Origin of the sequence: Pelagibacterium flavum (assembly GCF_025854335.1) — a bacterium.
In the GTDB taxonomy this organism is placed as follows: Bacteria; Pseudomonadota; Alphaproteobacteria; order Rhizobiales; family Devosiaceae; genus Pelagibacterium; species Pelagibacterium flavum.
The window spans coordinates 2133793-2153758 of the sequence record NZ_CP107716.1; the positions used below are offsets into that span (position 1 = coordinate 2133793).

The window sequence follows — 19966 nt, forward strand, 5'->3', positions numbered from 1 at the left end:
CACATGCCTTTGGCACTTTATGCCCTGACCGTCGGCGCTTTCGGCGTGGGCGTTACCGAATTTGTCATCATGGGCCTGCTTTTGGAGGTCAGCCGTGAATTGAACGTCACCATCGCGGCCGCGGGACTTCTGATCTCGGGCTATGCGCTTGGGGTTACCGTCGGCGCCCCGGTTCTGACCGTGCTCACGGCACGCTGGCCCCGCAAGCGCGTGCTGATCGGGCTGATGGTGATTTTCGTTGTCGGCAATGCCGCGTGCGCGCTCGCCCCCACCTATGGTTGGCTGATGGCGGCGCGGGTGCTGACGGCGCTGACCCACGGTACGTTCTTCGGGGTCGGCGCGGTGGTAGCCACAGGGCTTGTTTCCGAGGACAAGCGCGCGTCGGCCATTGCCATCATGTTCACTGGTCTAACGGTGGCGACAGTGCTGGGCGTGCCTTTCGGCACCTGGCTTGGCCAGCACTTTGGCTGGCGGGCAACCTTCTGGGCCGTCACGGGAGTCGGGCTTGTTGCTATCGTCGTCATGGCCTGGCTGGTGCCGGAAGACCGGACGCGGCCGCAAGCATCGGACTGGCGTGCAGATCTGCGCGCCATAGGCCGCCGCCCCGTGCTGCTTGGTCTTTTGACGACTGTGTTCGGGTATGCGGGCGTTTTTGCCGTCTTTACCTATATCGCGCCCTTGCTGACCGAGATTGGCGGGTTCGACGACGGTGCCGTCTCCCCGATCCTGCTGGTGTTCGGAGGTGGTCTGTTCGCGGGAAATTTGCTGGGCGGCAGGCTGGCCGACCGTGGCCTTGTTCCCTCCATATTGGGAACGCTGGCGGCGCTCACTCTCGTCCTGGGTCTGATGACCTTCACATTGGGCAATCAAGTCACCGCCGTGGTTTTTACCGGCTTTCTTGGTGCGACGGGCTTTGCCACGGTCGCACCCCTGCAGATGTGGGTGCTGTCAAAAGCCGAAGGGGCCGGACAGAGCCTCGCATCGAGCTTCAACATCGGTGCCTTCAATCTCGGCAATGCTGTTGGTGCGTGGACTGGTGGCGTGGTTATCGATCACGGACCGGGGCTCGCCCTCGTGCCGGTCGTCGCCGCACTGTTTCCGCTTCTCGCCATAGCGATCGCGCTGATCGCCGTTCGTCCAGGCAGGCGGCCTTTGTCGACGCCCGCCTGCAACCCCATTCACTAAGGAGTACTTCCATGGACTACAGACCGCTTGGCAAATCAGGCCTCAAGGTACCGGCTCTCAGCTTTGGTGCCGGCACGTTCGGTGGAACCGGCCCGCTTTTCGGCAATTGGGGCACTTCAGACGCCACTGAGGCACGGCGACTCGTCGACATTTGCCTCGAGGCCGGTGTCAATCTGTTCGACACCGCCGATGTCTATTCAGACGGAGCCTCCGAGGAGGTGCTCGGCGAGGCTATCAGAGGCAAGCGCGACTCGGTACTGATCTCGACCAAGGCCAGCCTTCCGATGGGCGACGGCCCGAATGATGGCGGTTCGTCCCGTTTCCGGCTGATCGGGGCGGTCGAGGATGCGCTGCGCCGTCTTCAGACAGACTATATCGACGTCTTTCAGCTCCATGCGTTCGACGCGGGTACACCAATCGAGGAGGTGCTTTCAACGCTCGATATGCTGGTTCGGGCCGGTAAGGTCCGCTATGTCGGTGTCTCCAATTTCTCGGGCTGGCAGGTGATGAAGTCACTGGCCGTGGCCGACCGCCACGGTTGGCCGCGCTACGTCGCCAATCAGGTCTATTATTCGCTGGTCGGGCGCGACTATGAATGGGAATTGATGCCACTGGGCGAGGATCAGGGCCTTGGGGCGCTGGTCTGGAGCCCGCTGGGCTGGGGCCGGCTGACAGGGAAGATCCGGCGCGGGACGCCTTTGCCGGAAAGCAGCCGGCTGCATGAGACCGAAAGCTTTGGCCCGCCAGTGGATCAGGAGCTTCTCTATCGCGTGGTCGATACACTCGATGGGATAGCCGAGGAAACGGGCAAGACGGTTGCGCAGGTCGCGCTCAACTGGCTCCTGCAGCGCCCGACGGTGTCTTCAGTGATCATTGGCGCGCGCAATGAAGAGCAATTGCGCCAGAACCTGGGCTCTGTGGGCTGGAATCTGACGGTTGAACAGATTGCCAAGCTCGATGAGGCGAGCACGGTCAACGCGCCCTACCCCTATTTTCCCTATCGTCGACAGGACGGCTTTAAGCGTCTCAGTCCGCCGATGGTGTGAGGTGACACCGGCTGTATCTGTCTCAGTAGAGCGTAAAGATCACAACCGAGGCAATCACGTTCCAGCCGACATGCGCGGCGATCGGGGCGGCGAGGCGCCCCTTTCGCCACCAGTAGAGAAGGCTCAACAGGAGGCCGCCGTAAAATCCCGTGTCAATGATGCCCGCCCAGCCCTGGTAGCCGTGGCTGAGGGCGAACAGCACGACAACAACGACCGTAGCAAGGATACATGCCGCTTTCCCGCCACCAAAAACCGAGGCTACACCACCCAGCAGCAGTCCGCGGAACAGCAGCTCTTCACTTGTCGAGCCCAGCAAGGCCAGGATCAGCATGCCGACCAGGCCCGTAGGCGCTTCCCCCATCTGCGCCGCATTGGCGATGATGTCGGTTCGCTCGGCCCCGCCTGTGGCCGGAATGATCACCAAAAACTGCAAGATGGCAAAGAGGACGGCAATTGTCAGACCGGCGATTACGTCTGGTCCGATGCGATGAATTGTCCAGCCAACATCGGCGGGACGCAATCGGGCGAAGCGAAGCGCCAAAACAATGGCGCCACCACCCAGCACAAACTCCGCCGCTCCGAGAAAGGCAAAACGGGCGCCAGTCGATAGTTCCAAGATATTGACGAGGACATAATCGGACGCGATCACTATCGCGTACCAGGCGACAAGCCCAAACAAAAGCGCGGCGATCTGGCGGACAATCAACATGGCGGCGCTTGTTTGAGCATGGTGGCCCAAAGTTCGCAACCCTTTCCCCTGTCTGAAGAAATTCTTCTCTGGGGTGGAACTCGAGCGCGCATTTTTCTGCTTGGCGGGTGGGGGGAGATTCGAACTCCCGAGACGCTCTCACGCCCGCCGGTTTTCAAGACCGGTGCAATCAACCACTCTGCCACCCACCCGTTGAGCCGCAAGCCCTAGCAAGGGCTGGTCGATTGATTTGCGGTTTACCGGTTCGGCGCGGGGCTGTCCAGAGGATCGGGCACTGTTATGGGCGGTTTGCGGCGAGGGCGGGAGATCATGTCCTTGGAGGCAAGAACGGCGCCGCCGGTGATAAGCAGGCAAGCAATAGCGATGGGGGTGGTCAGGGCCCCTATCCCGAACAGGATCAGCAGCAAGGTCGAAAGGAGCGGTGCGGCATAGCTGGCGGCGCCCAAAACCTGAATATTGCCGTGCTTGACGCCATAGTCCCACACAAAAAACGCTCCGCCCACCGGCATGAGTCCCATGCCGAGCACGGCCAGCCACTGCATCGCGTCGGCGGGCATCACCGTTTGCTCGAGCGCAAGATGGCACGCCAGAGAAAGCACGGCAGCGGCGGCGCAGTACCAGGTGACCATACGGGTGGGGACCTGAGCGAAACGGCGCGAGATGAGCGAATAGCCGGCCCAGGTGACCGCCGACAAAATGCTGATGAGATAGCCGAACAGGTATTCGACCTCGAAGGCAAAGCGACCGCCGTCGGAAACGATAAGCACGGTTCCCGCCAATCCGAGCAAGGCACCGGTCACATGGTGCCAGCGCAGGCCCTCGCCCGGCATCAGCGCCGAACCGAGCACGATCAGCAGCGGCCAGAGGTAGTTTATGAGATTGGCCTCAATGACCGGGGCGTTCCGGACGGCGGTAAAATACAGGAAGTGGAAACCGAACAGCCCCAGTACGCCAACGACCCACGCCATGGGCGGAACTTTGACGGCGGGCGCCTGAGACTTGCCGCGGCGTCCGGTTGCCACAAGGCCGACAAGCGTCGCCACGGCGAAGGAGAAGGCACACAAAAGGAACGGCGGGACCTCGCCCGACAGGCTCGAGAACAGCGCCAGGAGCGACCACATAAGGATCGCCGAAAATCCGATCAGCGTTGCACGAACCACTGTTTTTTCCTTCGCCCCTGTTGGGTGGACAGAAGCCGTATCACGACCTTTGCACCAGCAATAGGGGTTTTAGGGCAACAGAATGGTCGAACCGACGGTCTGGCGCCCCTCGAGCGCGCGGTGAGCGTCGGCGGCTTCCGACAGGGCGAAGCGCTGGCCGATATGGGGTTTTACGGCGCCCGATTCGACCGCGGCAAACAGTGCCTTGGCGCCGGCAAGCAGCGCGGGACGCTCGGCGAAGTAGTGAGCACCCGTCGGGCGCGTGACAAACAGCGAGCCCTTGCGGGCCAGGATCCCCAGATCGGGGACGGATACCGGGCCGGTGGCGTTGCCATAGCTGACCATGAGGCCCATTGGCCGCAGGCAATCGAGCGATTTTTCGAAGGTGGCCTGCCCTACCCCGTCATAGACCACGTCAACGCCCTTGCCGTTGGTCAATTCGCGAACCCGTAGGGCGAAGTCTTCCTCGGAATAATTGATGACCTCGTCGCAGCCATTGGCCTTTGCAAGCGCCACCTTATCGGGATTGCCGGCGGTGCCGATGACGCGGGCGCCGATGGACTTTGCCCACTGGCAAGCGATGAGGCCCATGCCGCCGGCGGCGGCCTGGAACAGGATGGTTTCGCCCGAGCGCACGGGCCAAGTGAGAAACAACAAATAGTAGGCCGTAAGGCCCTTTAGCATGATGGCGGCAGCGGTTTCGTAATCGATCGAATCGGGCAGCAGGACGGCCTTTGCCGCCGGCATGATGCGCTCCTGGGCGTACGAGCCGATGGTGCCCTGATAGGCGATGCGGTCGCCTGGCTTGAAACCTGTAACGCCGGCACCGACCGAAATCACTTCGCCAGCGCCTTCGGAGCCGGGGATCAAGGGCAGCGGATTGGGGTAGAGACCGGTGCGGTGATAGGTGTCGATGAAATTGACCCCGATGGCGTGATGACGAACGCGAATTTCGCCGGACCCGGGTTCCCCGATCTCGACATCACGGAAATCGAGGGCCTCGGGGCCACCATACTGGTCAACGATAATGGCTTTCATATTCCTGCCTATTCTCTTCTTCTGGCCGTGCGCAGCCTTTGGGGGCGGCGCCGGAGGAGGACGGGTTTTTTCCGGCGGGACTTTTGCACAGCGGTATCGTCTTCGCCAAGGGGCGGTTCGTCGCTGTCTGGGGATTCATCTTCCAATGTCTCTTCGGGTGTTTCCGGCTTCTCCTCGGATATAGGCTCCGTCGCGGCAGGCTCGGGCTCATCAATGGAGACCTCAGGAACCAGCGTTTCTGGTTCGAGGCTCGGTTCGGTGCGGTCGATAAAGGGCGTGGCAGCTGCCGGCGGGGCGGCGTGCGCCGACGGCTCAAGCTTTTGTGCCGCCTGCGGACGATGGATGAATTTGGAGAACACCAGAACCGTGACGCCGATGCCCACGGCGATATGGAGATATTCGCGCAGGACAGGCATGCCCAGGCCTTCGGCGATCAGCACGGTGCCCACGACGAACACAATGCCCAGCGCCACGGCTCTTATCGCCGGGTGGCGGGTGATAAACCCCGCGATGGAGGCAGCCGCAAGGAACAAGAGGGCGCTAGCCACAATGATGGCGATGACCATAGCCTGGACGTAGGCCGTCATTCCGACGGCGAGGATAATCGAATCGACCGAAAAGATGACGCTGAGCGCGACGAGTTGGCCAATGGCCAGGGAGGGGCGTTCTGATAGGCCGGCGTCGGGCTGTTCGTCGGGAGCCAAACCGGGCTCGACCAGTAGATGGAGCTCGGTAACGGCCTTGTAGACAAGAAACAGGCCGCCGCCGAAAAGGACGACCTGACCCCAAGTGGGAGACCAGCCGGCCAAGGTGAAGGCGGCCCGGTCAAGGCCGAGGAGCCAGAGGACAATGGCCAGAAGAGCCAATCGGACGATCGTGGCGAAGGCGGCGCCGAAAAGGGCTGCGCGCCGACGCTGCTCTTCGGGCAACATAGCGATGCGGTTAGCGGTCAGATTGGCGTTTTCGGTCCCGAGCACCACTTCGATGCCAATCAGGAGGATAAGGCTGGCCCAGAAGGCCGGTTCGACGACGAAATCCAGCATTTTTGCCCTCAGCGGTTGGGACATGGACACTCTTGGGGCCCATGGCAAGATCGGCGACCGCCCCGGCGCGCGAAGTGGGCACATTTGCGGGCAACAACGGCAATAAAGCGGCAGACCGTTTCTCGCCGCTTGCGAGGGCGGCCATGGCGGCCTACATCTTGAGTAATCATCGAGGTGAGCATGGCCAATCACACGCAGATCGCCGTCATCGGTGGAGGGCTCGTCGGCAAGGCAACGGCGGTTGCTGCTGCCAATGCCGGGTTTTCGACACTTCACGTGGCACCCGAGGCGCCGGTGGATCGGCGGACGTCGGCGCTGATGGGGCCGTCGGTCGACTATATGACGGACGCGGGGCTGATCGGCGATCCTGAAACGCTCGGTGTCGCCCTCACCCGCATCCGAATCATCGATGCGACCAAACGGCTTTTGCGCGCTCCGGAGACGGTGTTCAGTGCATCGGAATTCGGGTATCGCGCCTTTGGCTGGAATTTTGCCAATGCGCGGCTTGGCGAGAGTTTTTCGCAGGCGGGGCTCGTCAATAAAAACCTAGCGCTTCGCGCGGCGACGCTCAAATCGGCCAGGAGGGTCGATGGCAACTGGCATCTCGAACTCGATGATGGCGACACGCTGACGGTGGATCTGCTGGTGGGCGCCGATGGCAAGGGATCGAGCGTGCGCAAGGCTGCCGGAATTGCTGTAAAGGAGCGCAAATTCGATCAGGCGGCGCTGGTGTGCGATCTGGAGCTGGGTCGGGGGCTCGACGGGGAGTCGGTGGAATTTCACTATCCCAACGGGCCGTTCACGCTGGTTCCGGCTGGTGGCAATCGCGCCAATCTGGTGTGGATCGACAGGCTGGACACGCTTGAGGATGCTCGAAGCGAGCCGGGGCGTTTCGTTTCAACGCTCAACGAAAAATCGCGGCACCTTTTTGGCGCCATCGAGGTGGCCAGTCCCAATTTCGTATTCCCGCTGTCTGTTCTGTCGGTGGATGTGGCGGGCAAAGATGCCGCGGTGCTGGTAGGAGAATCGGCGCACGCGTTTCCGCCTATCGGCGCGCAGGGGCTCAATCTGGGTCTTCGGGATGTCGCCAGTCTCAACGCATGCCTGAAGGCAGCCAATCCTGGATCGTATGGCTGGGCCGATGCCGTTGCACGCAGTTATGGCGTCGCGCGGCGGACCGACCTGATGCGAACCGGGGCTTTCGTGGATGGGCTGTTTACGTCCCTGCTCTCACCGCATATTCCCGCGCAGGCCTTGCGGAGCGTCGGGCTTTGGGGGCTCAAGACATTCCCCATGTTGCGAAAGCACGCAATTTCCTTCGGCATGGGCAAATAAAAAAGGCGGACCGAATGGTCCGCCTTTTCGATATGGGAGTTCGGCAGCGCCTTATTGGGCGGCCGGCGCCTCTTCGGTGGCAGGGGCAGCCTCGCCCCCTTCCATTTCCTCGCGAAGCTGGTTGGCGCGGTCCTGCAGGACCTGCTCAAGAACGTTTTCGGTCGAATTGGCCTGGTTGAGCTCTTCGATCGAAATGCCTTCAGGGTTGTCATAAACCGCGGTGAACCCGGCGAGGTTGATATCGATGGTGATATCTTCGTTCTGGCGGTTCTTGGCGGTCAGGGTGAGGGTGCTGCCGCGCTTGAGGCTCTGGATGTAGGATTCGTTGATGACCAGCTGAGCCGAACAGGCCTGGGGGTCGCACAGCATGTAGGGTACGCGCACGGGCTTGCCGCTGTCGATCTGCCATGTAAGGCCAAAGGGCAGCAGCACGCCGATCGGCACCGAGGCGACCGCAAGGAGACGGCTTTCCTGGCTGGGATCGTCGCGCAGAAGGAACGAGCCGGTGAATACGCCGGTGTTGCTGACCACCTGGCGCATGATGCACGCTTGGCTGCCGTCGTCGAGATCGCTACAGACCTTGAGCCAATTGTTCTCGGCCGGGCCGTCGGATGCTTCGGCCTGGTCGATCATTCCCGCGTCTGCGGACTGCGCATGGACAGCACCAGCCATTGAAAAGGCCAGTCCCGTGGCAACAGCGCCGGCAAGTATCGCGTTTTTGAGTTTCATGGACATTCCTGTTGCTCTGGGCAGGTGGACCCCGCCGGAATCATAAGGTTCAAATACGTTCAAGAGCGGCGAAATCGGGCAATAGCATGACGTTGGTGCACTGCCAATGCGCTTGGGCCGCTCGTGTTGCTCAAAGACGTCACTGGCCAGCTGCGAGACCGGCCAGCCGCGAGAGGATCGCGGCGCTGCCCTTGAGGCGCTGCTCGGCAGTCGGCCAGTTGCGCGCGAACATGATCTTTTGATCGGGGCGCAGCCGGGCCGCCTGTCCGGGGTCTGCGATATGACGCACCAATCCGGCAGGATTTGGGAAGACGCCGTTGCGCAGGGTGATTAGTGCGCCCTTGGGGCCGGCATCGACCTTCTCAACATTGGCGGCACGACACAGAGATTTGATGAGCACGACCTTGAGCAGGGCTTCGACTTCCTCGGGCAGCGGACCGAACCGGTCGATCATTTCCGCGCCGACGCCATCGATTTCGTTGGCATCGGTCAGATCGCCAAGGCGGCGGTAAAGCTGCATGCGGACCTGAAGGTCCGGCACATAGGCTTCGGGAATCATCACCGGCATGCCCAGCGAAATCTGCGGCGACCATTGGCCGGCCTCTTCTTCCTCGGCCGATTGCCCTGCCCTCAAGGATGCCACTGCCTCTTCGAGCATGGACTGGTAGAGCTCAAACCCCACTTCCCGGATGTGGCCGGACTGTTCTTCGCCCAGGAGATTGCCGGCGCCGCGAATGTCGAGGTCGTGGCTGGCGAGCTGAAAGCCGGCGCCAAGCGATTCGAGCGACTGGAGAACCTGCAGACGGCGCTGGGCCTGATCGTTGAGTTTGCGGTCTGCAGGGACTGTGAAAATGGCGTAGGCGCGGGTCTTGGAGCGGCCGATGCGGCCACGGATCTGATAGAGCTGGGCAAGGCCGAACTTGTCGGCGCGGTGCACGATCAGGGTGTTGGCGGTCGGCACGTCGAGGCCGGATTCCACGATGGTGGTTGCGACGAGCACATCGAACTTGCCATCGTAAAAGGCGTTCATGGTGTCATCGAGCTGCTGGGGCGCCATCTGGCCGTTGGCGACCACGAAGCTGACTTCGGGCACGTGGTCGGCCAGGAATTGCGCGATGTCGGCCTGATCGGAAATACGCGGGCAGACATAGAAGGCCTGGCCGCCACGATATTTCTCGCGCAGCAGGGCTTCGCGGACGACGAGCGCATCGAAGGGCGAGACAAAAGTGCGGATGGCGAGGCGATCCACTGGAGGGGTGGCAAGCAGGGAAAGATCGCGCACGCCGGTCAGGGCCAGTTGCAAGGTGCGCGGGATTGGCGTTGCCGAGAGCGTTAACACGTGAACGTTGGCCCGCATTTCCTTGAGGCGCTCCTTGTGCGCCACGCCAAAATGCTGCTCCTCATCGACAATCATCAGGCCAATGTCGCGGAATTCGATCGATTTCGACAACAGGGCGTGGGTGCCGACCACGATATCGACGCTGCCGTCCTTGAGGCCCTCTTTTGTTGCCTTGAGTTCGGCGGCCGGGACGAGCCGCGAGGCCTGACGCACGCGCACAGGCAGGCCGGCGAAACGGTCCGAGAACGTCTTGAAGTGCTGGCGGGACAGCAGGGTCGTGGGCACGACGATGGCGACCTGGCGCCCGCTCATGGCCATGACGAAGGCGGCACGGAGCGCCACTTCGGTCTTGCCGAAGCCCACATCGCCGCAGACCAGCCGGTCCATGATGCGGCCCGAGGTAAGATCTTCGAACACTGCGTCGATAGTGGCGAGTTGGTCCTCGGTTTCTTCGTAGGGAAAACGCGCGCAGAATTCATCATAGGCGCCGGTCTGGACTTCGATGGGCTCGGCGTGGGCCGTCTGGCGGGCGGCAGCAATCTTGATGAGCTGCTCGGCCATGTCGCGTATGCGCTTTTTGAGTTTGGACTTCTTGGCCTGCCATGCCACCCCGCCCAGCTTGTCGAGTTCGGCGCCCTCTGCCCCATATCGCGAGAGCAGCTCGATATTTTCGACGGGCAGATAGAGCTTGTCGCCCTTGGCGTATTCGATCTCGACGCAGTCGTGGGGCGCGCCTTGCACCTCAATGGCCTTGAGGCCGATGAAGCGTCCGATGCCGTGATCGACGTGGACGACGAGATCGCCCGCCGACAGCGCACTCGCTTCGGTGAGCGCGTCGGATGCCTTTTTGCGCCGTGTCTGACGGATGATGCGCTCGCCCAGAATATCCTGTTCGGACAGGACGGCGATATTGTCGGTCAGATAGCCGGTTTCTAGAGGCAGAATGACCAGGCCGAGTTGGCCGACCTTGAGCAGATCGACCTGTTTCCAGTTCTCGAGCTTTTTGACCGCCTTGAGCCCGTGATCCTTGAGCACCTGGCCCATGCGGTCGCGGGTGCCTTCGGTCCAGCAGGTGATGATCGTCTTGCGCCCTGCCCGCGCCTCGGACTTGATGCGCGAAATGACCGCTTCAAACAGGTTGGTATCTGCTGCCTGACGTTCCGCGGCAAAGCTGGGTGCCAGATGCCCGGCGCAGTCGATGACCGGCAGGTTTTCGTCGGCGGGCAGGAAAGGCGAGAGTTCGGAAATCTCGTGACCGCGCGCCAACTCGTATGGCCCCTGCTCCACATTGTAGAGCAGTTCGGGTTTGAGCGGCTTATAGGGAGCGCCGGCGGTGCTGCCCTGCTCGCGAGCTTCCTTGCGGGCGTTGTAGTAGTCGACGATCTGGTCGCGGCGTTCGGCATAGGCCTCGCGCGACTGATCGTCGAAATAGACAGGAGCGTCGCCGATGTAAGCGGGCAGCGTTTCCATCTCTTCGTAAAAGAAGGGCAACCAGTGCTCCATGCCCGCAAAGCGCTGGCCAGCGCTGATGGCGCCATAGAGCGGGTCGTCGGCTGTGTTGCCACCGAAGGCTGTTGTGTAGTTGCGGCGGAACCGGCGGATGGTATCTTCGGTGAGCATGGCCTCGCTCATGGGAACGAGGGTCACCGATTTGACATTGCCGGTGGTCCGCTGGCTTTCGGGATCGAAAGCGCGAATGGTTTCAAGCTGTTGGCCGAAAAAGTCAAAGCGCAACGGTGCGTCATGACCGGCCGGATAGAGATCGACCAGCCCGCCCCGCACGGCGTATTCTCCGGCTTGGCGCACGGTGGGCACGCGCAGATAGCCGTTGTTGGTGGCCCAGCCGATGAGCTTTTCACTGTCGACCATGCGTCCCGCCGCGGCCGAGAAGGTCATGGCAGCGACCACATCGCGCGGCACGACGCGCTGGATGAGCGCGTTTACGGCGGTGAGAACGATGGCGCCTTTGATCGCGGGATCGACCAGTTGCGCCAGTGCCGACATACGGGCGGCGATGGTTACGGCGTTTGGCGAAACGCGATCATAGGGCAGACAGTCCCAGGCCGGAAAGATCAGCACGGGATGGCCGGGCAACATGGTTTGCAGGATATCGGCCATGCGCTGCAAGCGACGACCATCACGAGCGACAAAGACAAGCGCAACAGGGGCTTGCGGTGCATCCTTGAGGCGTTGCTCGATTTCGCGCGCCAACACCGCCGGCTGCATGCCGTCGGGAAGGTTGGCCAGAATCCTTGAGGGTCTGTCGCGCAGCAAATCGTCCATGAAACTAGTTCTGTGAAATCTTGTGGTTGCGGATCGTGTCGATCAGGTTGCGATCGGCATTATCGGGAATGTCGCTCTGGCCCATGAGCCAGGCCTGAAGATCGGTTTCCTCATGGTCCATCAGAGCTTCGAGCCGGTCGAGCATTTCGGCATCGAGCGTATCGAGGTGATCGGCGACGAATCCCCCGATCAGGATATCCATTTCCTGGGTGCCGCGATGCTGGGCGCGGTAAAGCGCGCGCTTGCGGCGCATTTCAATGGCTTTGGGGTCGGTCATGGTCCAGACAGGTGCTAAGGCTTGGGACCGCAGTTATTAGAGACATTTGGTGGCGCTGTCAGCCTTTTGCCGCCGCCCACAAGCATATATTGTTCCGTTTCCGTTCATACTAGCCCAGTTTTGAGTCGTGCCCCGCCCCGATCTGCTGAACCCGCTGTTCAAATCGCTCAAATCGATGAAAGGCGTCGGGCCGCAACTGGGCGCGTTGTTCGCCAAGTTCTTCGGCGCGCCCGACGGGCAGGACGCGGTGGTGCTTGACGTGCTCATGCATATGCCGTCGGGGGTTATCGATAGGCGGGCGCAGAACGGGGTAGCCTATGCACCTGTCGGATCGATCGCCACGCTGAAGCTGCATATCGATGAGCATATCGTGCCGCCGCGCAACAGCCGTGCGCCGCTCCGCATCAAGGCCCATGACGAAACCGGCGAGATCACGCTGAGCTTTTTCGGCGCTCGGGGCGGCTGGGTGGAAAAGCAGCTGCCTGTTGGCGAAATCCGGTACGTCTCCGGCGAGATCGGGTTTTTCGGGCGCGAAAAGCAGATGACGCATCCGGATTATATCGTGGAACCCGACAAGCTTTCGAGCCTGCCGATGGTCGAGCCGGTCTATCCGTTGACCCATGGGCTATCATCGCGCGCGCTGCGCAAGGTGATCGCTTCGGCGCTCGAGTTGGTGCCGATCATTCCCGAATGGACGAGCAAGGACCGGCGCACGATCATGAACTGGCCGGGCTTTGCCGAGGCGCTGCACCATATTCATGCACCGCAGCGGCCGAGTGAGGGCGATATCGTTTCACCCTCGCGCATGCGGCTGGCTTATGACGAATATCTGGCCGGACAATTGGCGCTGTCGCTCATCCGGGAGACCATGGTCAAATCCTCGGGCATCGCGCGGAGGGTGACCGAAGACATAACCGAAAAGGTGGAAGCCGCCCTGCCCTTTGCGCTGACCGATGGGCAGCGGCTGGCGATTGCCGATATCCGAGAGGATCTGGAACGGCCGACCCGCATGTCGCGGCTTTTGCAGGGCGATGTGGGGTCGGGCAAGACGGTGGTTGCGCTGATGGCTATGGCGATGGTGGCCGAGGATGGCGGGCAATCGGCGCTGATGGCGCCGACAGAACTGCTGGCCAGCCAGCATTTCCGGACGCTCCAGCCGCTGGCTGAACAGGCCGGGCTGAAAGTGGTCCTGATGACCGGGAAGATGCCGGCGGCGGAAAAGCGGGCGGCATTGTCGGGGTTGGCCGATGGATCGATCACCATTGCCGTGGGCACTCATGCCCTGTTCCAGAGCGGGGTTGAGTTTGAGAATCTCGGGCTGACGGTGGTTGACGAGCAGCACCGGTTCGGGGTGCATCAGCGGCTGGCGCTGTCGGAAAAGGGCCACAAGACCGACCTACTGGTGATGACGGCGACGCCCATTCCGCGCACGCTGGTGCTGACCCATTTCGGCGACATGGATGTTTCGGTGTTGCGCGAAAAGCCGGCGGGACGGCAGCCGATCGATACGGCGACGCTGCCGATCTCCGAATATGGGCGTGTGGTGGGGCGGTTGGCGTCGCGGCTAGCGGAAGGCGCGCAGGCCTATTGGGTGTGCCCGCTGGTCGAGGAAAGCGACGTGCTCGACGTGGTGGCGGCCGAGGATCGATTTGCCGTACTCAAGAAGAGCTTTGGCGATCGGGTGGAGCTTGTGCATGGGCGGATGAGTGCTGCGGCCAAGCAGGAGGCGATGGCGCGGTTTTCCTCGGGCGACGCGCAGATCCTTGTTGCAACCACGGTGATCGAAGTGGGGGTCGATGTGCCCAATGCGACGATCATCATCATCGAGCACGCCGAGCGGTTCGGGCTGGCGCAATTGCACCAGTTGCGCGGGCGGGTCGGGCGTGGGTCGGCTCGCTCAGCCTGTCTGTTGCTCTATTCCGAGCCGTTGAGCGAAACGGCCAAGCAGCGGCTCGAAGCGATCCGCACGACCGATGACGGGTTCGAGATCGCCGAAAAAGATCTTGAATTGCGCGGCCAGGGCGATTTGCTGGGGACGCGGCAGTCGGGGATGCCCGGCTATCGCATTGCAGTGCCCGATGTCCACAAACATCTGCTGGAGATGGCGCATGATGATGCGCGGGCCGCGCTGGACCGCAATCCCGGGCTAAAGGGACCGGAGGGCGAAGCGCTGCGGGCGCTGCTCTATATTTTCCGCAAGGATCTGGCCATTCCGCTGATCAAGGCGGGATGATCGGGGTAGCGGCAGGCTGGTCCGGCCGATAGAAGTTGCTCTACGACTCTTTCCTTCCAAGGTTTTGCCATGCAGCCCTCCAGCGATATTTCCCGTCTCATCGAGATCATGGCGCGCCTGCGCGACAAGGAGACAGGGTGCCCCTGGGATATCGAGCAGGATTTCAGGTCGATCCGGCACTATACGATCGAGGAAGCCTATGAGGTGGCGGATGCGATCGAGCGAGAGGATTACGACGATCTGCGCGACGAGTTGGGCGACCTTTTGCTGCAGCCGATCTATCACGCGCAGATGGCCAAGGAAGAAGGGCTGTTCGAGATCGGCGACGTTATCTATGCGGTGACTGAAAAGCTGATCCGGCGCCATCCACACGTTTTCGGGGACGATGAGGCGGGCAATGCTGCTTCCAGCGAGAAACGCTGGGAGGCGATCAAGGCCGGGGAGCGGGCCAGAAAGGCCAAGCGGCGCGGCGGAGAAAAACCCCTTTCCCTGCTTGATGACGTTCCCGCTGGGTTACCGGCGCTGACGCGGGCGGGAAAACTCGCCAAGCGCGCGGCTCGGGTGGGGTTCGACTGGCCCGATACTGCATCGGTCATTGCCAAGATCGAGGAAGAGCTTGGCGAAGCCGAGGAGGCGCTTGCGGGGACCGATGAGGCGGCAAAAGCCGAAGAAATTGGCGATTTGCTGTTTGCCGTTGCCAATCTCGCCCGCCATGCCGGGATCGATCCGGAGGCGGCGCTGCGCGATGCCAATGCCAAATTCGTGCGGCGGTTCGAGCATGTGGAGGCCCGGTGCCGCGAGGACGAGATCGAGATTTCCGAGGCGGGGCTTGAGCGGCTGGACCGTTACTGGAACGAAATCCGCAAGACCGACAAATCAGCTTGAGCCGTCGAGCCCGGTAATCCGGCCGGCAAATTTTTCGGAAAACTCGGCACGGTGCCGGGGCAGAACCCGAACCGTGTAGCGCGTGCCTTCATCGTCGGGTTCACCGCGCTCAACGACCTCGGCGTTGGCGTAAAGCCAGCCGGTTTCAGAACTCGATTCGTGCGGGATCAGGACGCTGAACAGGCGAGAATCCTGGGCAAGCGTCTTTTCGATAGCCAGAAGAAGCTCGGGCAGCCCCTGCCCTGTCACGGCTGACACCGGAACGGAGGCGGCGACTTTCCCCGCTGGGGCTATGGTTGCCAATCCATCCACGGCGTCGGCGGGGAGATTGTCGATCTTGTTCCAGACTTCGATGATCGGGGTGGTTTCGCCGGTGACACCGAGCGAAGCCAGAACCGAGAGCACGTCGTTTGCCTGTGCCGGATGGTCGGGGTTGGAAACGTCGCGGACGTGCAAGATGACCTGGGCCTGCGTCACTTCCTCGAGCGTACCGCGAAAGGCGGCGACCAGATCGGTGGGCAGATCGGAAATGAAGCCAACGGTATCGGACAGGATGATGTCGCGGCCATGGGGGAGCGAGGCGCGGCGCACGGTGGTGTCCAGCGTTGCGAAAAGCAGGTTCTCGGCCATGACGCCGGAGCCCGTAATAGCATTAAACAGACTCGATTTTCCCGCGTTGGTGTAACCGACCAGCGCGACCACGGGGAAAGGCACAGAATCGCGGGGGCCGCGCTGGAGTTGACGGGTGCGGCGCACCTTATCGAGCCGGCGTTCGAGAACCAGAATGCGGTCCTGGATCTGGCGCCGATCGGATTCGATCTGGGTTTCGCCCGGGCCGCCAAGAAAGCCGCCACCGCCGCGCTGACGCTCAAGGTGGGTCCAGGAGCGGACCAGACGGCCCTTCTGGTAATTGAGGTGGGCGAGTTCGACCTGCAGCACGCCTTCGCGGGTTGCCGCGCGTTCGCCGAAAATCTCAAGAATCAGCGCCGTGCGGTCGAGGACCTTCACGCCGATTTCGCGTTCGAGATTGCGTTGCTGGATGGCCGAGAGCGGCGCATCGATGACGAGCAGTTCGATGTCTTGTTCCTTGGCCCACTCGGCCAGTTGCTGCACCTGCCCGCCACCGAGATAGGTCGCGGGCTTGATTTCGCGCACACGCAGGATTTCGGTGAACACCAGGTCGAGCGCTATGGCTGCGGCAAGCCCGATAAACTCGGCATGCCGCGCTTCCGCGGGTCGCGAATAGCGGTTGTGTCTGACGTCGGGGGTTACGAGGCCAGTGCGTGTGGGGACTTCGCGGAGGTCCACGAAGCCCTTGCCATCGTCGTCGTCTTCTCTATCGATCAATCGGTGTTGCTCTCGGGGTCGAACAGTTGAATGGGTGCGCCCGGCATGATTGTCGAAATCGCGTGCTTATAGACCAGTTGGCTCTGGGCATCGCGACGCAGCAGCAAACAGAAATTGTCGAACCAGGTGATGACGCCCTGCAATTTTACGCCGTTGACGAGAAAGATCGTCACCGGAACCTTGTTCTTGCGAACGTGATTGAGAAAGGCATCCTGAAGGTTCTGCACCTTTTCACTGGGCATTGTACGGCCTCTTGTTTGCGTCGGGCATGGGGCACCGGTCAGACGCCCCGACCGACTTTTTGTTTGGCAACCAGCTTGGGTGCCGCCCTGCCCGTTTGACGCATTACATGTCAACGACGCAACTATTGCATATCTCTTGGTAGGAGCCTAGAGCACAATTACCAGCGATTTCCTGTAATTGCCGCCAGTACCACGAGGATTTCGATGCGGGCGATCGTCGCGACCGCTGCTATCGTCAGCAAGGTGGCGTCCGACGCGACGCCCTGCGACAGGCCGGGAATAGCGGCGTCGACGAGATTGCCGACCTGCGAAAACGAGCCCGCAGCAATGGCCATGGCGTCCGGCAGTGAATGGCCCTGAGCGGCAAACACCAAAAGAGCCATGGTGAGCGCCAGCACGCCGAGGAAAAACGTACTCCAGACGGATTTGGCGATAACGCGCTGCTGGGTATCGTATTGCACGTCGTCTCGCAGTATGGCGCTGGGATAAACCAGCCGGTCGAGTTCGTTGCCGACGTGCTTGAGCATGGTGAGCAGGCGGAAGGCCTTGATGCCGCCGGCTGTGGAATACGAGCAGCCACCAATGAAAACGACAATGAGAATGGCCTCGAACGGTATGGAAACGCCCAGCCTTTGATCGTGGGTTACGCCCGTCGTCGTGGCGATCGAAATCATATCGAAGACGTAGTTGAAGGCGCTTTCAAAGCCCTGCCGACCCTCAGGAGGGGCGAAAATCGAGGCAAGTGCGGCTATGACCGCCAATGCGCCGACCGCTGCGAGATAACGCATGCCTTCGTGATGCTCGCGCGAACCTTCGCCAGCGCGTGCGATGAGCAGGCGATGCCAGATTATGCTTGTTGCGCCGACAAGCATGAAGACCATCATGATGATTTCGGCAAACCGATTGTCGAGAACGGAAACGGTGGAACCGGGCGGTACGAACCCGTTTGTCGAGAGCATGCTCATGGCGACCACGATGGCGTCGTCAGCCGGGACGCGGACGATGATCAGCAGCATGGCGCAGGCAATCGTCAAGGTCAGATAGGGCACGGCAATCGACTGCAGTGTTACGAGAATGCGGGGGTCATCTTCTGTACGCGCATGCTGGACCTGCCGCAGATTGGCGTTGGGTATTCCGCCAACCCGGTACGGTCCCAATACGTAGACAGCCAGGGTCAGGGTGGTCAGGCCGCCCACCCATGCCACCGTGGCTCTGTAGAAGGTCATCGAGGGCGACAGATCGGCGGGCGGGCGCAGGGTTACCCCAAGCGTCACGGCGGCCGAACTGGCCTCGAAAACGGCTGAGACGAGCCGCTGCCCTTCAACGAGCATGAAAAGGGGGACGGCAGCGACAATCAGCGACAGCCAGACGGTGATGGCCGCCATGAACACCCCTGCTCTATTGAGGGTGCGGGCACGCCGAGTCAGCGACAAGATGGTGACGGCGGACAGAAACCCATAGCCGATGCCGACGAGAAAGATGGCTTCAAGGGCGCGCCAATTGCCTTCGACGAGAGCGACGAACAGCGGCAACACCAATGAGAGGGCGAAAACCCCGAACACACCGGCCGATAAAATTCCGATGGTGGGCAAACCCATCCCCTCTCAGGACACCTAGATCGTGTCAGTGATTCATTGAATCGCTGACACGATCTACCCCTTTTGTTTTGGCGCAAGTCTTATCGGAAAACCGGTTCCCACTTTTCCGGACCTGCTCTAGAAAAAGTCGATGCTGACCCTGAACATCTGCTCGACCTGTCGCAGGCTGGCGGCGAGCGCGAAAACGATGACGAAATCGCCCGCCCGCACAATGGTATCGCCCGTCGGCATGATCGACTGGCTGCCGCGCACGATGGCGCCAATGCGGATACCGGGCGGGAGCTTGAACTCCCGCAGCGGCTTTCCGACCAGCGTCGAGGTTTCGAGCGCTTCGGCTTCAAGAATTTCGGCGGCGCCGTTGCCGAGCGTATAGACGCCGCGGATGCGGCCGCGCCTGACATGGCGGAGAACCTTCGAGACGGTAATGGCGCGCGGATTGATGAAGGCATCGACACCGAGCCTGCGAGCGACGCGGGGATATTGGCTCTGGTTCACGAGGGCAATATTGGCGTGGCAGCCCATTTCGCTGGCGATGACCGAGGACAAAATGTTGGTCTTGTCGTCATTGGTCAGCCCCAGGAACATATGGGCATCGCGAACGTCGACCTCGCGCATGATGTCTTCGGCCAGCGCATCGCCGAACACGACGATGGAATGCTTCATGGCTTCGGCGGTTCGCTGGGCGTTGTCCCGGTTGCTCTCAATGATGCGGATGGACACCGTGGGGTCGGTTTCCTCGATGCGTCGGGCAACGTAACGTCCGACATTGCCGGCGCCGGCGATGACCACGCGGCTGGGCGGCACTTCGTCGCGTCCGAAGAGGCCGAGGACACGCTGGACCTGGTCACGCGCCACGGCCACCACGGCCTGATCGCCGGCGATCATCTGCTCGTGGGAATGGATGACCCGCATTTCGCCGTCGCGCCGCACGCCCATGACCGTGGCCTGGAGGTTGGGAAACAGGTCGGTGAGGTGCCGCAAGGGGGTATCGATTACCGCGCAGTCTTCGGTGACGTTGACCTCGATCACGACGACCTGATCGTCCTCGAACGTCACGATCTCATTGGCGCCGGGATAGGCCATGCGCTGCAAGATGAGTTCGCCCACTTCGACCTCGGGCGAGATGATGACGTCGATGGGCAGATGATCCCGGGAGAACATGTTGCTCCATTCGGGATCGAGATAGCTTTGTGAACGGATGCGGGCGATGCGGGTTGGCACCTCGAAGATCGAATGGGCCACCTGGCAGGCGGTCATATTGACTTCATCGACCTGAGTGACGGCGATCAGCATATCGGCATCACGCGCGCCGGCCTGGGCCAGAACGTCCGGATGGGATCCGTGCCCGTGCAACCCGCGCGCATCGAGCGTGTCCCTGACGCGCTGCACCAGGGCCGGATTGTTGTCGATGACGGTGATTTCGTTGCCTTCGGCCGACAGGCGTTCGGCGATCCCGTAGCCGACCTGGCCGGCTCCGCAGATAATAACTCTCATTTCAGCGTCCCAGATGGAAGCGA

The 19966-nt window shown here is 61.6% G+C and carries 16 protein-coding genes and 1 tRNA gene; 5 read left to right on the forward strand and 12 right to left on the reverse strand.

From position 1 onward, the window contains the following. Window positions 1–3: 3 nt before the first annotated feature. A complete protein-coding gene (locus OF122_RS10675) occupies window positions 4–1185 on the forward strand; it encodes an MFS transporter (protein ID WP_264224238.1) in 1182 nt (393 codons plus the stop codon). A gap of 11 nt (window positions 1186–1196) precedes the next feature. Then, window positions 1197–2231, forward strand: a complete 1035-nt coding sequence (locus tag OF122_RS10680; RefSeq protein ID WP_264224239.1) for an aldo/keto reductase — start codon at window positions 1197–1199, stop codon at window positions 2229–2231. A 22-nt stretch (window positions 2232–2253) separates the two neighbouring features. Here OF122_RS10680 and OF122_RS10685 read toward each other — a convergent pair whose 3' ends face one another. From OF122_RS10685 to OF122_RS10705, 5 genes are all read right to left on the reverse strand, one after another. Continuing rightward, window positions 2254–2940 (reverse strand): CPBP family glutamic-type intramembrane protease, encoded by a 687-nt coding sequence (locus OF122_RS10685; protein WP_264224240.1) that lies wholly within the window; start codon window positions 2938–2940, stop codon window positions 2254–2256. A gap of 101 nt (window positions 2941–3041) precedes the next feature. Then, a tRNA-Ser gene (locus tag OF122_RS10690) sits at window positions 3042–3131 on the reverse strand. Between the two features lie 45 nt (window positions 3132–3176). After that, complete coding sequence (gene yddG / locus OF122_RS10695; protein WP_264224241.1) at window positions 3177–4100, reverse strand: aromatic amino acid exporter YddG; 924 nt, start codon at window positions 4098–4100, stop codon at window positions 3177–3179. A gap of 69 nt (window positions 4101–4169) precedes the next feature. Next, on the reverse strand, window positions 4170–5138 hold the full coding sequence (locus tag OF122_RS10700) for a quinone oxidoreductase family protein (RefSeq protein WP_264224242.1): 969 nt from the start codon (window positions 5136–5138) through the stop codon (window positions 4170–4172). Between the two features lie 8 nt (window positions 5139–5146). Further along, window positions 5147–6205 carry a TerC family protein gene (locus OF122_RS10705; protein ID WP_264224243.1) on the reverse strand — a complete coding sequence of 353 codons (1059 nt, stop codon included), beginning with the start codon at window positions 6203–6205 and terminating at the stop codon, window positions 5147–5149. Between the two features lie 156 nt (window positions 6206–6361). On the opposite strand from OF122_RS10705, the gene OF122_RS10710 reads away from it, so the two are divergent. Beyond that, complete coding sequence (locus OF122_RS10710; protein ID WP_264224244.1) at window positions 6362–7516, forward strand: FAD-dependent monooxygenase; 1155 nt, start codon at window positions 6362–6364, stop codon at window positions 7514–7516. A 51-nt stretch (window positions 7517–7567) separates the two neighbouring features. Here the strand turns inward: OF122_RS10710 and OF122_RS10715 are convergent, their stop codons facing one another. From OF122_RS10715 to OF122_RS10725, 3 genes are all read right to left on the reverse strand, one after another. Further along, window positions 7568–8245 (reverse strand): invasion associated locus B family protein, encoded by a 678-nt coding sequence (locus OF122_RS10715; protein WP_264224245.1) that lies wholly within the window; start codon window positions 8243–8245, stop codon window positions 7568–7570. Between the two features lie 139 nt (window positions 8246–8384). Beyond that, a complete protein-coding gene (gene mfd / locus OF122_RS10720) occupies window positions 8385–11867 on the reverse strand; it encodes a transcription-repair coupling factor (protein ID WP_264224246.1) in 3483 nt (1160 codons plus the stop codon). A 4-nt stretch (window positions 11868–11871) separates the two neighbouring features. Beyond that, window positions 11872–12144, reverse strand: a complete 273-nt coding sequence (locus tag OF122_RS10725; protein WP_264224247.1) for an FAD assembly factor SdhE — start codon at window positions 12142–12144, stop codon at window positions 11872–11874. Window positions 12145–12271: 127 nt separating this feature from the next. On the opposite strand from OF122_RS10725, the gene recG reads away from it, so the two are divergent. Continuing rightward, window positions 12272–14377, forward strand: coding sequence for an ATP-dependent DNA helicase RecG (gene recG / locus OF122_RS10730; protein ID WP_264224248.1), 2106 nt, complete (start codon window positions 12272–12274; stop codon window positions 14375–14377). A 69-nt stretch (window positions 14378–14446) separates the two neighbouring features. Beyond that, a complete protein-coding gene (mazG, locus tag OF122_RS10735; RefSeq protein ID WP_264224249.1) occupies window positions 14447–15262 on the forward strand; it encodes a nucleoside triphosphate pyrophosphohydrolase in 816 nt (271 codons plus the stop codon). Here mazG and hflX read toward each other — a convergent pair. From hflX to trkA, 4 genes are all read right to left on the reverse strand, one after another. After that, window positions 15254–16609 carry a GTPase HflX gene (hflX, locus tag OF122_RS10740; protein ID WP_264224250.1) on the reverse strand — a complete coding sequence of 452 codons (1356 nt, stop codon included), beginning with the start codon at window positions 16607–16609 and terminating at the stop codon, window positions 15254–15256. The genes mazG and hflX overlap by 9 nt on opposite strands. Then, window positions 16606–16851 (reverse strand): RNA chaperone Hfq, encoded by a 246-nt coding sequence (gene hfq / locus OF122_RS10745; RefSeq protein WP_014130571.1) that lies wholly within the window; start codon window positions 16849–16851, stop codon window positions 16606–16608. The genes hflX and hfq overlap by 4 nt, the downstream gene beginning before the upstream one ends. Window positions 16852–17009: 158 nt before the next feature. Beyond that, entirely contained in the window at window positions 17010–18449 is a 1440-nt protein-coding gene (locus tag OF122_RS10750) for a potassium transporter TrkG (RefSeq protein ID WP_264224251.1), read from the reverse strand. 117 nt (window positions 18450–18566) lie between these two features. After that, the gene (gene trkA / locus OF122_RS10755) at window positions 18567–19943 is read right to left on the reverse strand and encodes a Trk system potassium transporter TrkA (RefSeq protein ID WP_264224252.1); all 1377 of its coding nucleotides are present in this window, start codon (window positions 19941–19943) and stop codon (window positions 18567–18569) included. Window positions 19944–19966: the final 23 nt, after the last annotated feature.

Excerpts from the sequence above, each read along its gene's own strand:
- OF122_RS10675 (WP_264224238.1), top strand. The coding sequence starts at position 4 with ATGCCTTTGGCACTTTATGCCCTGACCGTCGGCGCTTTCGGCGTGGGC.
- OF122_RS10680 (WP_264224239.1), top strand. The coding sequence starts at position 1,197 with ATGGACTACAGACCGCTTGGCAAATCAGGCCTCAAGGTACCGGCTCTC.
- OF122_RS10685 (WP_264224240.1), bottom strand. The coding sequence starts at position 2,940 with ATGTTGATTGTCCGCCAGATCGCCGCGCTTTTGTTTGGGCTTGTCGCC.
- OF122_RS10700 (WP_264224242.1), bottom strand. The coding sequence starts at position 5,138 with ATGAAAGCCATTATCGTTGACCAGTATGGTGGCCCCGAGGCCCTCGAT.
- OF122_RS10705 (WP_264224243.1), bottom strand. The coding sequence starts at position 6,205 with ATGTCCCAACCGCTGAGGGCAAAAATGCTGGATTTCGTCGTCGAACCG.
- OF122_RS10710 (WP_264224244.1), top strand. The coding sequence starts at position 6,362 with ATGGCCAATCACACGCAGATCGCCGTCATCGGTGGAGGGCTCGTCGGC.
- OF122_RS10715 (WP_264224245.1), bottom strand. The coding sequence starts at position 8,245 with ATGAAACTCAAAAACGCGATACTTGCCGGCGCTGTTGCCACGGGACTG.
- mfd (WP_264224246.1), bottom strand. The coding sequence starts at position 11,867 with ATGGACGATTTGCTGCGCGACAGACCCTCAAGGATTCTGGCCAACCTT.
- OF122_RS10725 (WP_264224247.1), bottom strand. The coding sequence starts at position 12,144 with ATGACCGACCCCAAAGCCATTGAAATGCGCCGCAAGCGCGCGCTTTAC.
- mazG (WP_264224249.1), top strand. The coding sequence starts at position 14,447 with ATGCAGCCCTCCAGCGATATTTCCCGTCTCATCGAGATCATGGCGCGC.
- hfq (WP_014130571.1), bottom strand. The coding sequence starts at position 16,851 with ATGCCCAGTGAAAAGGTGCAGAACCTTCAGGATGCCTTTCTCAATCAC.
- OF122_RS10750 (WP_264224251.1), bottom strand. The coding sequence starts at position 18,449 with ATGGGTTTGCCCACCATCGGAATTTTATCGGCCGGTGTGTTCGGGGTT.
- trkA (WP_264224252.1), bottom strand. The coding sequence starts at position 19,943 with ATGAGAGTTATTATCTGCGGAGCCGGCCAGGTCGGCTACGGGATCGCC.